A 14,676-nucleotide genomic window follows, 5' to 3' on the forward strand; every position below is an offset into this window, starting at 1 on the left:
GGCCCGCCTTTCTTTTTATGCTGTGGGTGAGGGTGGTACATCGGGTAAGGAGTGCTGGGTGTGGCTTATTGATCGCCTAAGCACTATGGGTGCGAGGGTAGAGCTATATAGGATGGCGAAGAACGCTATATGGCTTTGGACTGGTTCCTATATAGCTTCGTGAAGTGACCTATATTGGGTTGTTGGTCCGCGTAGGGATAAAAGTTGTGGACGAGTGGTAGATAAGTTTGGGCTATGTACGTGGCTCTAATATCTACGTACGTGGATATTTGGACTGACGTGCCTAGTCTTTAGGGCTACGTACATAGACAGAGGAAAACCACTGCGAGAGGGTGCTTTTTTCTTCACGGGAATGACGCTTTCCCCTCCGCTGGATAAGAGGAATAGATGCGATAAGGCGAAGGGCTTGCCCGATCACTTCGGAGGGGTATATCGGGGAGCTGGGCGTGCGATGCCTTAGCAGAATAAATAGAGGGTAGGACTCTCGGAAGTAGTCTCAGGAGAGCGGATGCAAGGCGCTCTCTTGAGGGGAGCGAAGGGCTTACCTCTACTTTTTGTACCTTTGTGTAGATCTGTACCTTAAGTGGTATAGACGGAAATCGTATTATTTATCCTTTAGCCTAAGAAGACTAAGAATAGCGTATGGGAAGAGTCCTCATTATCGGTGCCGGCGGTGTCGGTACGGTAGTGGCCAAGAAGGTGGCACAGAATAGCGACGTATTCACTGAGATTATGCTCGCCAGCCGCACGAAGAGTAAGTGCGATAAGATTGCCTCCGAGATTACCAATGTCAAGATCCAGACGGCAGCTGTCGACGCTGATAACGTCCCCGAGCTCGTCGCTCTGATGAAGTCCTTCAAGCCAGAGCTGGTCATCAATGTCGCTCTGCCCTATCAGGACCTCCATATCATGGATGCTTGCCTCGAGGCAGGCGTCAACTACCTCGACACGGCGAACTATGAGCCGCTCGACGAGGCTAAGTTCGAGTACAGCTGGCAGTGGGCCTATAAGCAGCGCTTCGAAGAAGCTGGGCTGACGGCTATCCTGGGCTGTGGCTTCGACCCAGGGGTGACCGGGGTCTTCACCGCCTATGCTGCCAAGCACCACTTCGATGAGATCCACTACCTCGATATCGTAGACTGCAACGGTGGGGACCACCACAAGGCCTTCGCCACGAACTTCAATCCTGAGATCAACATCCGCGAGATCACCCAGAAGGGTAAGTACTACGAGGATGGGCAGTGGCGCGAGACCGAGCCTCAGGAGATCCACAAGCCCCTGACCTATCCCAATATCGGGGTGCGTGAGTCTTACCTCCTCTACCACGAGGAGCTGGAGTCGCTCGTGAAGAACTATCCCACGATCCGCCGTGCGCGCTTCTGGATGACCTTCGGGCAGGAGTACCTGACCCACCTGCGTGTCATGCAGAATATCGGTATCACGCGTATTGACCCCGTCCTCTACAACGGCGTCGAGATCGTCCCCATCCAGTTCCTCAAGGCGATCCTGCCTAACCCCGGTGAGCTCGGTGAGAACTACACGGGTGAGACGTCTATCGGTTGCCGTATCCGAGGTATCAAGGATGGCAAGGAGAAGACCTACTACGTGTGGAACAACTGTAGCCATCAGGCTGCCTATCAGGAGACCGGTGCTCAGGGCGTGAGCTACACCACGGGTGTACCCGCCACGATCGGTGCGATGATGTTCTTCAAGGGCCTCTGGCGTCGCCCAGGCGTGTACAACGTCGAGGAGTTCGATCCAGATCCCTTCATGGAGCAGCTCATGAAGCAGGGCCTGCCTTGGCATGAGCAGTTCGACCTCGATCTCGAGCTCTGATAAGACTCGAGATGCGGCGTAGCGGAGCCGCCTGAGTGCCCTCTCTTAGAGGCCCAGCCTTGGGGCACTCAGGCGCCTTCCCCGCGCGCCACCCTTCCCCCCCCCTCACTCTTTACCCCCAAAAACCACACCCACTACCTCTAATCATGAACATCCTGCTGATCGTAGATCCCCAGAACGACTTCATCACCGGCTCCCTCGCCATCGAAGGCGCGATCCCAGCGATGGATTACCTCACCGCTTACGTCAAGGAGCACCACGCCGAGTACGACGCTATCGTCGTCACCATGGACCAGCATCCTGCTGACCACTGTAGTTTCGATGTCTCTGGTGGCCCATGGCCTATCCACTGCGTCCGCTATACTACGGGGGCTGCTCTCTATCCTCCTCTGGCTGATGCGATCATGGAGCGCAAGCGTCAGGGGCAAAATGTCCTCTTCATCCCCAAGGCGATGACTCGCCACAAGGACTCTTACAGTGCCTTCCACGATGCCGTGCCCGACCTCCTCATGAACGCGCGCCGCATTGATGTCGCAGGCCTCGCAGGGGACTACTGCGTCAAGACTACTATCGAAGATCTCAGACGCCTCCTCTACGCCCCTCAGATTCACACAATCGATGAGGCCATCGCCTGGATTGGCGAGCCCCAGCCTCTGGTGTAGCTCCTCCAGCGACCTCCCCTTCTAATTCCCCACACTCCTATGAAACGACTCATTGCCACTCTGAGCCTCCTCGCTATGCTCACTGCTTGCCAGACCAGCTCGACCAAGGAGAACCCCCTCCTCACCGAGAGCACGCTTGACTACCAAGCTCCCGACTTCAGTAAGATCCGCCCAGCGCACTTCGTCCCCGCTATCGAGGAGGGGATCCGTATCCAGCTCGCCGAGATCGACAGCATCACGAGCAATACGGCTGCTCCGACCTTTGAGAACACCGTGCTTGCGTATGAGAAGTCCGGTCGCCTCTTGGCACGCGCTACCTCTATCCTCTCTGCCCTCGTAGGTGCTGACGGCACCGAGGAGCTGCAGAAGATCGACGAAGAGACGACGCCCATGCTCTCCGCCCATCACGATGCACTGCTGCTGAATGAGAAGCTCTTCGCTCGTATCAAGGCCGTCTACGATCAGCGCTCCAGCCTCCAGGGCGAAGACCTGCGCCTCACGGAGGTCCTCTATGATCAGTTCGTCCATGAGGGCGCACTCCTCTCAGCTGCCGACAAGGAAGCTCTGAAGAAGATCAATAGCGAGATCGCTGTGCTGCAGACGAAGTTCACGAATCAGGTGAACGCTGGCACGAAGGAAGCAGCCGTCCTCGTCGACAAGGTCGAGGAGCTCGATGGCCTCTCCGAAGAAGCGATCGCCCGTGCTGCTGAGGCGGCTACCGCTGCAGGCCACAAGGGTAAGTACCTGCTGGAGCAGACGAATACGTCACGCCCAGGCTACCTCGTCGACCTCAACAATCGTGATGTCCGTCGTCGCGTCCTCGAGGCTTCGCTCTCACGCTGCTCGAGCGGTGATAGCACGAATACGCACCCCACGATCACCCGCATCGCAGCCCTGCGCGCCGAGAAGGCAAAGCTCCTCGGACTGCCCAACTTCGCCTCTTGGGCACTGAGCGACCAGATGGCTGGCCGTCCCGAGGCCGTAGAGCGCCTCATCAGCCAGCTGGCTCCCGCCTGCCGTGCTAAGGTCGCTGACGATGTCGCCGAACTCGAAGCCTTCGCTCAGCAGACTGAGGGGAAGGACTTCAAGCTCGCTGCTTGGGACCTCGACTACTATGCCGAGCGCCTGAAGAAGGCTAAGTACGACCTCAACGAAGCGGACCTCAAGCCCTATCTCGTGCTGGATAGCGTGCTGAAGAATGGTGTCTTCTACGCAGCCAACCAGCTCTATGGTCTGACCTTCAAGCCCCGTCCTGATATCCCTGTCTATGCTGATGGCGTACAGGTCTACGAGGTCTTCGACCAGGATAATACCCCCATGGCTCTCTTCTATACGGACTACTTCCGTCGCCCAACGAAGACGGGTGGGGCGTGGATGTCGAACTTCGTCCAGCAGAGCACGCTCTTCGGTACGAAGCCTGTCATCTACAACGTCTGCAACTTCGAGGCTCCCGCTAAGGGCGCTCCCGCCTTCCTCACCTCGTCGGATGTAGAGACGCTCTTCCATGAGTTCGGCCACGCTCTGCATGGCCTCTTCGCTTCGCAGAAGTATGAGACGCTCTCGGGTACGAATACACCCCGTGACTTCGTGGAAATGCCCTCGCAGTTCAACGAGCACTGGATGACGGACTCTGTCGTCCTGCGCCACTACGCCCGCCACTACAAGACGGGTGAGCCTATGCCTCAGGCGCTCATCGACAAGATGAAGGCTGCTGCTACCTACGGACAGTCCTACGCGCTGGCTGAGAACCTCGCTGCCGTGACGATCGATATGGCTTGGGGTATGCTCCCTGCTGGTCAGACGGTGAGCGATGTAGATGCCTTTGAGCGTGAAGTGCTCGCTCGTGCTGGTCTTGACTTCGCTCTCGTACCTCCCCGCTACCGCTCGGCTTACTACCTGCACGTCTTCGCTGGTGGCTATGCTTCGGGCTACTACTCTTACCTCTGGACGGAGGTCCTCGACCACAATATCTTTGAGTGGTTCGCCGCACACGGCGGGCTGACGCGTGAGAATGGTCAGCGCTTCCGTGAGATGGTCCTCTCACGCGGGAATACCGCTCCTGTCGGCACGTTCTTCACGAACTTCACCGGCCTCACGGAGCCCGATATGTCGAGCCTTCTGCGCTTCCGCGGCCTCACGAAGTAAGCTAAGGGTGCTTCGTCACCTCCCCACATAATAGGCGCCCCCCATCCCTCGGACTGAGATCCGTCGGGTGGGGGGCGCTACTTTATTATAGATAGCACTCCATAGGCTGGAGCGGAATACGTATCTTTGTCCTACCAGTAATAGATCCAGCACAGACCTCGAAGAATGACAGAGCACTACGTCGTCTCCGCACGCAAATACCGCCCCGACACCTTCCGTAGTATCGTCGGGCAGGAGGCTATGGCCTCCACACTACGCACCGCTGTTCGCTCGGGCAAACTCTCCCATGCGTATCTCTTCTGTGGCCCCCGTGGGGTAGGGAAGACGACGGCGGCACGCGTCTTAGCGCGGACGATCAACTGCGAGAATCTCTCCGCCGAAGGTGAGGCTTGCGGGCAGTGCGAGAGCTGTAAGGCCTTCGAGGAGCAGCGCTCCTTCAACATCTTCGAGCTGGACGCTGCCTCGAACAACTCCGTAGAGGACATCCGCCAGCTCACCGAGCAGGTGCAGATGCCTCCCGCGCTTGGTCGCTACAAGGTCTATATCATCGACGAGGTGCATATGCTCTCGGCGGCGGCTTTCAATGCCTTCCTCAAGACCCTCGAAGAGCCCCCCTCGTACGCTATCTTCATCTTAGCGACGACGGAGAAGCACAAGATCCTCCCCACCATCCTCTCGCGCTGTCAGATCTATGACTTCAAGCGAATCACCGTACAGGATATCACCCGCCATCTGCGCTACGTCGCCGATAGCGAGGGTATCGATGCCGAGGAGACGGCGCTCGGGCTCATCGCTGAGAAGGCCGATGGGGGGATGCGCGATGCGCTCTCGATGTTTGACCGTATCGCCAGCTTTGCCGGCGGGCATATCACCTACCAGCATGCGCTGGAGAGTCTGAATGTCCTCGACTATACCTACTTTATCCGCATCTTCGAGCTCTTCCTGAGTGGGGACCATCGTAGTGTCCTGCTCCTCCTGGATGAGCTGATGGGTAAGGGCTTCGAGGGGCAGACGATCCTCACGGGGCTATCCGCCTTCGTGCGCGACCTCCTTGTAGCCCAGCATCCCGAGACGCTCCAGCTCTTGGAGAAGCCCGATGCCGTAGCTGCCTCCTATGCGACCATTGCTCAGCAGTGCACACCTGCCAGCCTCTTTGCTGCGCTCAAGACTCTGGTGCAGGCCGATCAGCAGTATCGCGGGGCAACGAATAAGCGCCTCTTAGTCGAGCTGAGCTTCCTCAGTATGGTCCCTCTCTTCAAGCGGGACTCCGACCTCAATCTCCCTGCTGCGCCAGCCCCCGCTGCACCTCAGACGGCCACACCACAGGCTGCTCCTCAGACGCCACCCGTAGCTACACCACCGGCTTCTCCTGCGCCCAAAGCGCAGACTGCTCCCGTAGCACCTTCCGCACCGCAGGCCGCACCTAAGCCTGCCCCTTCGGCGGTGACGCCTCCTCCGGCACCAGAGCCCGCACCGACACCAGCACCAGCACCTGCGGCATCTGCTACACCCCCTTCGCCAGCTCCCACCTCGTCCGCTCCTAAGCGTCTCTTCGGAGCACGCCGTCGTGCAGACGCTCCCAGCGAAGCCTCTTCTACGGCTCCAGCTGAGGCCCCTGCCCCTGTCGAGGATAAGGACTTCACGGAGGATGACCTCCAGCGAGCTTGGGTGCGCTTCGTCGAGCAAGAGCTGACACCCTCACAGATCCTCTATCGCAATATCCTGCGCCCCGAGCTGCCGAAGCTCTTAGACGGTGTGCAGGCAGAGATCTCCCTCCCACCAGGTGAGGCCATCCATACCACGGTGATGGAGGTCTATCCCCAGCTCGTAGAGTTCCTCCGTACGACGCTGCAGAATCGTAAGTTCAACCTCGTCCTGCGCGAGAAGACCGTAGAGGAGCAGGCGAAGATCGTCCTCACCCAAGAGGATCGCTTCAATCAGCTCGCGGAGATCAACCCCGAGGTGCGCAAGCTCAAGGAAGCCCTTGGCCTACGCTTCTCCTAATCCCAGACCACATACATATACAATACGCATATAGCTATGAAGATCAAGAAGCACATCACCGCTCTTGCTACGGCAGCAGCCCTCTCGGCGACCCTGCCTGCTGTGGCCCAGCAGTCGCAGCACATGACGCCCGAGACGATGCTTTCGCTCGCTCGTGTCGGTGCCTCCGCCCTCTCTCCCGACGGCAAGACGGTCGTCTACAGCGTGGGCTTCCCCAGCATCAAGGACAATAAGATCCGCACCGAGCTCTTCACCATCTCCTCCGATGGCAGCGCACGCCGTCAGATCACCCAGGGTGTCGCTGGCGTACATGGCGCTCGCTGGATCCAGCAGGGCCGTCGTATCAGCTACATCTCTTCGGAGAGTGGCGCTCCTCAGGTCTGGACGATGGCTCCCGATGGTACGGACCGTCGTCAGGTGACTAATATCGAGGGGGGCCTCTCGGACTACCTCTTCTCGCCCGATGAGAAGCAGCTGGCCTATATCAAGGAGATTTCCTTCGGGAAGAGCACTAAGGAGATTTACCCCGACCTGCCCAAGGCTACGGGTCGTATCATCACTGATCTGATGTACAAGCATTGGGATGAATGGGTAGAGACGATCCCTCATATCTTCATCGCTCCCGTAGGTGGCGAAGCGATCACGGGCGGTAAGGACATCCTCGAAGGTGAGCCTTACGAAGCTCCCACGAAGCCCTTCGGCGGAGCAGAGGAACTCTCATGGAGCCCCGACGGTAAGACCTTAGCCTACTCCTCCCGTAAGAAGACGGGCATGGAGTACTCCCTCTCCACCAACACCGATATCTATCTCTACGACCTTGCCTCTGGTCAGACGCGCAATATCACCGAGGGGATGGGTGGCTATGACACGCACCCTCGCTTCTCGCCCGATGGCAAGCGCATCAGCTGGATCAGTATGGAGCGTGACGGCTATGAAGCCGACCTCAAGCGCCTCTTCGTCCAGGATCTGAAGACAGGGCAAAAGACCTTCCTCACCGATGGCTTCGAGTACGATGTCGATGAGCTCCAGTGGGCAGCTAATAGCCAGAGCCTCTTCTTCCTCTCGACGAAGCACGCCGAAGCTCAGCTCTGGGAGATCGCGCTCAAGGGCCGTAAGATCCGCCAGATCACCACGGGTATGCACGACTACACCTCGCTGGATGTGCAGGGCGGTAAGATCCTCGCTGGCCGTCAGAGCTACATTGAGCCCACGGATCTCTACCTCGTAGACGTCAAGACGGGTGCAGCGAAGCAGCTCACAGCAGAGAATAAGTCCACACTCGACGGCCTCGCTCCTATCTCGGTAGAGAAGCGCTGGGTCAAGACGACCGACGGGGGCAACATGCTTGTCTGGGTCGTCCTCCCACCGAACTTCGACAAGACGAAGAAGTACCCTGCGCTGCTCTTCTGTCAGGGCGGTCCACAGAGCCCCGTCAGTCAGTTCTTCTCCTACCGCTGGAATATGCGTCTTATGGCTGAGCAAGGCTATATCGTCATCGCTCCCAATCGCCACGGCGTCCCCAGCTTCGGTAAGGCATGGAACGAGCAGATCAGCGGCGACTACTCGGGGCAGAATATCCAAGACTACCTCACCGCAGTCGATGAGCTGAAGAAGGAACCTTGGGTTGACAGCGAGCGTCTCGGCTGTGTCGGTGCCAGCTACGGTGGCTACTCCGTCTTCTATCTGGCTGGTGTGCACCAGAAGCGCTTCAAGGCCTTCATCGCCCACGCTGGTATCTTCAATCTTGAGATGCAGTACATGACTACCGAGGAGATGTGGTTCGCCAACTGGGATATGGGCGGTGCTCCCTGGGAGAAGGACAATGCAGTCGCTCAGCGTACCTTCGCCAACTCCCCCCACAAGCTTGTAGGCAATTGGGATACGCCGATACTGGTCATCCACGGCGAGCGCGACTACCGCATCCTCGCAGGTCAAGGTATGGCGGCCTTCAATGCGGCTAAGCTCCGCGGCATCCCTGCCGAGCTCCTCATCTACCCCGATGAGAACCACTGGATCCTCCGCCCGCAGAACGCCCTGCTCTGGCAGCGTACCTTCTTCGGCTGGCTTGATAAGTACCTCAAGTAACCCCTATATGTCCGTGCGAAAGAACTGTTAGTCCCCGCTATAGTCCTTTCGCACGGCTTGCTTTCACCCTACCTCTCTCCCGAATAGGAAGCTCTTTTACCCACATCATTGACCCACTAACTCTCTTTCTGGTAATGAAGACCGACATCGAAATCGCCCGCTCGATAGCCCTCGAGCCGATCGAAAAGATAGCTGCCAAGGTGGCTATCCCCACCGACCACCTGGAGCACTACGGCAAGTACCTCGCCAAGGTAGACCTCTCCGAGCTCCAAGCTGGTCATAAGCCTGGCAAGCTCATCCTCGTCACGGCCATCACTGCTACGAAGGCTGGTATCGGCAAGACGACGGTCTCTATCGGCCTCGCTCTCGGCATGAACCGCCTCGGTCATAAGGCGGTCGTCGCACTGCGTGAGCCCTCTCTCGGCCCTTGCTTCGGTATGAAGGGCGGTGCTGCTGGTGGTGGCTACGCTCAGGTCCTTCCTATGGAGAAGATCAACCTGCACTTCACCGGTGACTTCCACGCCATCACCTCGGCACACAATATGATCACCGCGCTCCTGGATAACTATATCTACCAGAACCGCAATACGGACAAGGGCCTCAGTGAAGTCCTCTGGAAGCGTGTCCTCGACGTCAACGACCGTTCTCTGCGCTCCATCGTCACGGGCCTCGGTGGTCAGGTCAATGGTATCCCAGCCGAATCGGGCTTCGACATCACGCCTGCCTCGGAGATCATGGCGATCCTCTGTCTGTCGACTTCACTCGAAGACCTGCGTCGCCGTATCGAGAGTATCCTCCTCGGCTACACGAAGCAGGGGGAGCCCTTCACCGTGCGTGATCTCGGTGTAGCGGGTGCGATCACCGTCCTTCTCCTCGACGCTATCAAGCCCAATCTGGCGCAGACGACCGAGCATACCCCTGCCTTCATCCACGGCGGCCCCTTTGCGAATATCGCCCACGGCTGCAACTCGATCCTCGCCACCCGCATGGCGCTGGCGCACTCCGACTACACGATCACGGAGGCAGGCTTCGGTGCAGACCTTGGCGCAGAGAAGTTCTACAATATCAAGTGCCGCACGGCTGGCCTCCAGCCTGCACTCACCGTCCTCGTAGCTACCCTCGGCGGGCTGAAGATGCACGGCGGTGTCGATGAGAAGGATCTCAAGACGCAGAATATCGAGGGCGTCCGCCACGGGCTGGCTAACCTTGACCGCCATATCGAGAACCTCAAGAGCTTCGGGCAGACGGTCATCGTAGCCTTCAATCGCTTTGCTACCGATACGGAGGAGGAGATCGCACTGGTGCGTGAGCATTGCCACGCCGCTGGTGTGGGCTTCGCTGTCAATACGGCCTTTGGCGAAGGTGGTGCTGGTGCGGAAGAGCTCGCTCGCCTCGTCGTCGAGACCATCGAGCAGAAGCCCTCGCAGCCCCTGCAGTTCACCTATCCTCTTACCGCCTCCATCGAGGAGAAGGCTACGGCTATCGCTCAGCGCATCTACGGTGCACGCTCCATCCACTTCTCGGCGAAGGCACAGCGCCAGCTCGAGCGTATCGAGCGCCACGGCTGGTCGAAGTTCCCCGTCTGTATCGCCAAGACGCAGTATTCCTTCAGCGACGACCCCACGGCCTATGGTAGCGTGCGTGACTTCGATCTCGAGGTGCGCGACGTCGTCATCAACACGGGTGCTGAGATGATCGTCCTTGTCCTCGGCGCTCTGGTGCGTATGCCCGGTCTGCCCCGCGTCCCCCAAGCAGAAAAGATAGACTTCGTCGATGGACACATCGAGGGTCTTAGCTAATTAATACCTACATAACTCACTCACTACACTCCAACTCATGAACTACGATGTAGCTATCATCGGTGCTGGCCCCGGCGGTACCGACGCTGCAGAGCATGCAGCAGCCCACGGCCTCCGCGTCGTCATCTTCGAGAAGAATAAGCTCGGTGGTGTCTGTCTCAACGAAGGTTGCGTACCTACGAAGGCACTCCTGCACTCTGCCCATCTCCTCTCCGAAGCCCTCGATGGCAAGAAATATGGTCTTACGATCCCCGAAGCAGCCTTCGACCTCGGTAAGGTGATGGCGCGCAAGACGAAGATCCTCAAGAAGCTCGGTGCGGGTATCCGTATCGGTCTGCAGGGCCATGAGGTCGAGATCGTCACCGAAGAGGCTCGTCTCACGGGTCGCAGTGATGAGGGCTTCACCATCGCTGCAGGCGAGGTGACCTATACGGCACGCCACGTCATCATCGCTACGGGCTCACGTGCCTTCATCCCACCCATCGATGGGCTGAGTGACGTCGCCTTCTGGACAGCTAAGGAAGCGCTCGAGGTCGAGGAGCTCCCACAGCGCCTCGTCGTCCTCGGTGGCGGGGTCATCGGTATGGAGTTCGTCTCCTTCTTCTCTACGCTCGGCGTGGAGGTCACGGTCGTCGAGATGCTGCCTAAGATCCTCGGGCCTATGGACGAAGAGCTCTCTGGGGAGCTGCAGAAGGCCTTCGAGAAGCGCAAGGTGAAGTTCCACCTCTCCACGAAGGTCACTGCCGTGCGTGAGGGCAAGGTCATCGCTGAGCATGAGGGCGAAACGCTGGAGATCCCCTTCGACAAGCTGCTGGTCAGTGTCGGCCGTCGTGCTGTGACCGATGGTCTGGGACTGGAGACGGTCGGTGTCGAGCTCCAGCGTGGGGCTGTCGTCGTCGATGAGCACCTCCAGACCTCGGTGCCTGGTATCTATGCCGTCGGTGATGTCAACGGTACGTCTATGCTCGCTCACACGGCTGCTCGCGAAGGGCAGGTCGCTGTACACCACATCACCGGCACGGAGGATGTGATGAGCTACCGCGCTATCCCAGGTATCGTCTATACCGATCCCGAGATCGCTGCTGTCGGTCAGACGGAGCAGGAGCTGCGTGCTGCTGGTGTCGACTATGAGGTACATCGTGTGCCGATGACGCTCTCTGGGCGCTTCATCATCGAGAATGAGCAGGGCAATGGCTTCTGCAAGCTCCTCACGGATAAGGAGGGTGTCATCCTCGGTGCGCACCTCTTCGGTAATGGCTCTTCGGAGATCCTGGTGCCTGCGATTATGGCTGTCGAGCAGCGCATGAAGCTCTCTGAGCTGTCTCGCATCGTCTTCCCACACCCCACGGTCTGCGAGATCGTCCGCTCGGCTACCCTGCACTAAGGTAAGCTACTCCCCACAATAAGCCCGCCGGCTACGCTCCACGAAGGAGGGTAGCCGGCGGGCCTTTTTATACTGATATGTGCGGGGTGCTTTGCTTTACACCGCTGTGAAGCGGAGGATCTGCAGACCCTGGGGAGCGAGGCTCAGGCGAAGGGGGGCCAGTGTGGTGAGGCAGAGGAAGTCCACCGCGTCCGTGAGCTGGTCTGCAGCACGGAAGGCCGTGCCCTCGGTGATGCCCGTAGCGGCGAAGAATTCGGAGGGTAGGGGGAGGGTGGTATCAGCCTGCTCGCTGGAGAAGTTCGCCAGCACGAGGTAGAGTCCTTCCTCCGAAGCGCGGGCGAAGGCGAGGACGTGCTCTCTGCCAGAGCCCTCGGCACGCAGGCCGTAGTAGCTCCCTCGGCTGATGATGGGGTCGGTGTAGCAGGAGGCGAGGCGCTGGTAGTCGCTGAGTAGGCTAGCCTCTTCGTCCGTCAGCTGGGCGGGGGTGTAATTACCTGCTTGCAGGCGCTGGAGCTTGTCGAGACTCCAGTAGTCGAAGATCGTCGTGCGGCCATCACGCCCGCTGAAGCCCTCACTATCCATGCCCTGCTCACCCAGCTCCTGACCGAAGTAGAGGAGTAGGGGATTGCCACCGCTTAGGGCCGCAACAGCGGTAGCGAGGAAGCCCTGACGGGGCGAGGCGAAGACGAAGTCCGAGGCGAGGCGCTGCTCGTCGTGGTTCTCCGTGAAGTAGCACATCGCTGGCTGCTCGCTCCCGACGGCATCACGCACACCGGTGAAGTCTGCTGCGTCGCGTGCGCCCTTGCCGAGAGCGATGAGGAAGTCATAGACGCCGACCTTGTCATACAGGTAGTCGAAGCCTGCGTGGAGGTACTCGCCGTAGCGGTGGGGCTGGTAGATCTCTGCGAGGAAGAGCGTCTTGGGGTACTGCTCACGTACCGAGGGGATCGCCCAAGCCCAGAAAGCGGGCGGGACAAGCTCGGTCATATCACAGCGGAAGCCATCGACACCCCGCGCAGCCCAGTAGCAGAGGATATCACGCATCTTCACCCACGTGTTGGGGATGGGGTCGGCATGCAGGCCACTTCCCCCGCAGTAGTCCATCCCGTAGTTGAGCTTCACCGTCTCGTACCAGTCCGTGATGCTGGGGTAGGGGCTGAAGCAGTCGTTGCCCGTAGCGCGTGCTGGGCACTCGGTGTATGGGGATGACTCTGTGGATAAGGGTAGGATAAGTGAGGTGTCGGGGAGGTAGTAGAAGTTGTTGCGCGGGGAGAACGCCAGCTGTACATCGTCCGTAGCACCGAGGTCTGCGACGCCCTTAGGGCACGCATCGGAGTGATAGGTGCGGGCGACGTGGTTGGGGATAAAGTCCATCAAGACCTGCAGCCCTGCCTGGTGGGTACGCTCGATGAGGGCGTCCAGCTCTGTCTGTCGCGTGTGTGGGTCTTCGGCGAGGTCGGGGTCGACGTCGTAGTAGTCCTTGACGGCATAGGGCGAGCCAGCCTGCCCCTTCACCGTGTCGGGGTGGTCGGGACGGATGCCTTGGGCGCTGTAGTCGGTCTTCGTGGCATGCTCCAGCAGGCCGATATACCAGACGTGGGTAGCCCCGAGACTGCGGATATAGGCGAGGGCTTCGGGAGTGAAGTCACGGAGCTTCCCCGAGCCATTCTCGGAGAGTGTGCCATGGGGCTGGCGGGTCGTATTCTTATTCCCCCAGAGTCGAGTGAGGGCGGAGTAGATGACGATCTTCTGCTGCATAGGTATGGGTAGGTGGTGGGGCTAAGGCTTCTTTGCCTCCTTCTTCTTTTTGACCAGTGGTGCGAGCTCAGCTTTCGCCAGCTCGTAGCCTATCTTCATCAGCTGCTCGGAAGCGCTGACCTCAAACATCCCGAACTTCATTACCTCGCTCGTCTCAAGGAGGTAGTCGCAGGCCGCGCAGTCAGGGGTGGTATTCTGGCGGAAGATTAGTTCCCATGCACGGTTAGCGATGTCCTTTATATTCATGGGGATTTCTGCGCTCTGCACGGGGCCGAGGTTCATACCGATGACCTCCTCGCAGTCCTCGCGGATGGCTGTGACGGGGAAGTTGCGGAAGAGCCCGCCGTCGACGTAGGTGTGACCGTCGATTTCTACAGGGCAGAAGAGGATGGGGATGCTTGATGAAGCCAGGATAATCTTCGCCAAGGGTCCCTCAGTAAAGACGTGTGGTTCTCCTCGGTTTAGGTCGGTGGCTACGATACGCATGGGGGTCGGTAGATCCTCCAGATTGCGGTGGCGGAGGTTCTTCTTAAGCAACTGGAGGAATTTCGTCGTGCTGAAGATCCCGCCCCCCTTGGTGGTGAAGCTGGTCATCTGCATGAAGCCCGTCTGCGAGAGGAGCTCGTGGATCTCCTCAGGCGTATAGCCCGACGCGTAGAAGGCGCCCATGATGGAGCCGGCACTGGTACCAGCGATGATCTCGGGGCGTAGGCCTGCCTCGTCGAGGTACTTTAAGATGCCGAGGTGAGCAAAGCCCTTGATGCTGCCGCCACTGAGGGCGAGCCCGAGCTGGTAGGGGCGGGTGGTGTGGTTGTCTGCCATTGGCTGAGTCATTTATTAGCGCAAAGATACGCTATGCCCCGCATACCTTCCCCCTCCCATTTCCCATGCAGTAGCTTCTGTATCTATAGCGGGAGGGGTGGCGTGAAGCTATATTGGTCGGCGGGTGGACCTATATAGGTCGTCAAGTGAAGCTATATAGGTCGCTGAATGAATCTATATA

9 protein-coding genes are annotated in these 14,676 nt (G+C 58.9%); 7 read left to right on the top strand and 2 right to left on the bottom strand.

Annotation, left to right across the window (positions count from 1 at the left end):
* The first annotated feature begins 642 nt into the window (after positions 1-642).
* The 7 genes from HMPREF1323_RS06600 (at position 643) to lpdA (ending at position 11,915) form a co-directional block, all read left to right on the top strand.
* Positions 643-1,836, top strand: coding sequence for a saccharopine dehydrogenase family protein (locus tag HMPREF1323_RS06600; protein ID WP_009433404.1), 1,194 nt, complete (start codon positions 643-645; stop codon positions 1,834-1,836).
* 146 nt (positions 1,837-1,982) lie between these two features.
* Positions 1,983-2,498, top strand: a complete 516-nt coding sequence (locus tag HMPREF1323_RS06605; RefSeq protein ID WP_009433405.1) for an isochorismatase family protein — start codon at positions 1,983-1,985, stop codon at positions 2,496-2,498.
* 39 nt (positions 2,499-2,537) lie between these two features.
* Entirely contained in the window at positions 2,538-4,643 is a 2,106-nt protein-coding gene (locus HMPREF1323_RS06610; protein ID WP_009433408.1) for a M3 family metallopeptidase, read from the top strand.
* A gap of 165 nt (positions 4,644-4,808) precedes the next feature.
* Positions 4,809-6,647, top strand: a complete 1,839-nt coding sequence (locus HMPREF1323_RS06615) for a DNA polymerase III subunit gamma/tau (RefSeq protein ID WP_009433383.1) — start codon at positions 4,809-4,811, stop codon at positions 6,645-6,647.
* 36 nt (positions 6,648-6,683) lie between these two features.
* On the top strand, positions 6,684-8,732 hold the full coding sequence (locus HMPREF1323_RS06620; protein ID WP_009433401.1) for a S9 family peptidase: 2,049 nt from the start codon (positions 6,684-6,686) through the stop codon (positions 8,730-8,732).
* A 134-nt stretch (positions 8,733-8,866) separates the two neighbouring features.
* Entirely contained in the window at positions 8,867-10,531 is a 1,665-nt protein-coding gene (locus HMPREF1323_RS06625) for a formate--tetrahydrofolate ligase (RefSeq protein WP_009433407.1), read from the top strand.
* Positions 10,532-10,568: 37 nt separating this feature from the next.
* Positions 10,569-11,915 (top strand): dihydrolipoyl dehydrogenase, encoded by a 1,347-nt coding sequence (gene lpdA, locus HMPREF1323_RS06630; protein ID WP_009433416.1) that lies wholly within the window; start codon positions 10,569-10,571, stop codon positions 11,913-11,915.
* A 96-nt stretch (positions 11,916-12,011) separates the two neighbouring features.
* On the opposite strand, the gene HMPREF1323_RS06635 is transcribed toward lpdA, so the two are convergent.
* Both HMPREF1323_RS06635 and HMPREF1323_RS06640 read right to left on the bottom strand, forming a co-directional pair.
* Positions 12,012-13,673: an alpha-amylase family protein gene (locus tag HMPREF1323_RS06635; protein ID WP_009433395.1), complete on the bottom strand. Its 1,662-nt coding sequence runs from the start codon at positions 13,671-13,673 to the stop codon at positions 12,012-12,014.
* 21 nt (positions 13,674-13,694) lie between these two features.
* Positions 13,695-14,507, bottom strand: a complete 813-nt coding sequence (locus HMPREF1323_RS06640; protein ID WP_232203996.1) for a patatin-like phospholipase family protein — start codon at positions 14,505-14,507, stop codon at positions 13,695-13,697.
* Positions 14,508-14,676 lie beyond the last annotated feature (169 nt).

Origin of the sequence: Porphyromonas sp. oral taxon 279 str. F0450 (assembly GCF_000292995.1) — a bacterium.
Taxonomy (GTDB): domain Bacteria; phylum Bacteroidota; class Bacteroidia; order Bacteroidales; family Porphyromonadaceae; genus Porphyromonas; species Porphyromonas pasteri.

Bases quoted from the DNA above. Each gene is read 5' to 3' on its own strand.
- HMPREF1323_RS06600 (WP_009433404.1), top strand. From the start codon at position 643: ATGGGAAGAGTCCTCATTATCGGTGCCGGCGGTGTCGGTACGGTAGTG.
- HMPREF1323_RS06605 (WP_009433405.1), top strand. From the start codon at position 1,983: ATGAACATCCTGCTGATCGTAGATCCCCAGAACGACTTCATCACCGGC.
- HMPREF1323_RS06610 (WP_009433408.1), top strand. From the start codon at position 2,538: ATGAAACGACTCATTGCCACTCTGAGCCTCCTCGCTATGCTCACTGCT.
- HMPREF1323_RS06615 (WP_009433383.1), top strand. From the start codon at position 4,809: ATGACAGAGCACTACGTCGTCTCCGCACGCAAATACCGCCCCGACACC.
- HMPREF1323_RS06620 (WP_009433401.1), top strand. From the start codon at position 6,684: ATGAAGATCAAGAAGCACATCACCGCTCTTGCTACGGCAGCAGCCCTC.
- HMPREF1323_RS06625 (WP_009433407.1), top strand. From the start codon at position 8,867: ATGAAGACCGACATCGAAATCGCCCGCTCGATAGCCCTCGAGCCGATC.
- lpdA (WP_009433416.1), top strand. From the start codon at position 10,569: ATGAACTACGATGTAGCTATCATCGGTGCTGGCCCCGGCGGTACCGAC.
- HMPREF1323_RS06635 (WP_009433395.1), bottom strand. From the start codon at position 13,673: ATGCAGCAGAAGATCGTCATCTACTCCGCCCTCACTCGACTCTGGGGG.
- HMPREF1323_RS06640 (WP_232203996.1), bottom strand. From the start codon at position 14,507: ATGACTCAGCCAATGGCAGACAACCACACCACCCGCCCCTACCAGCTC.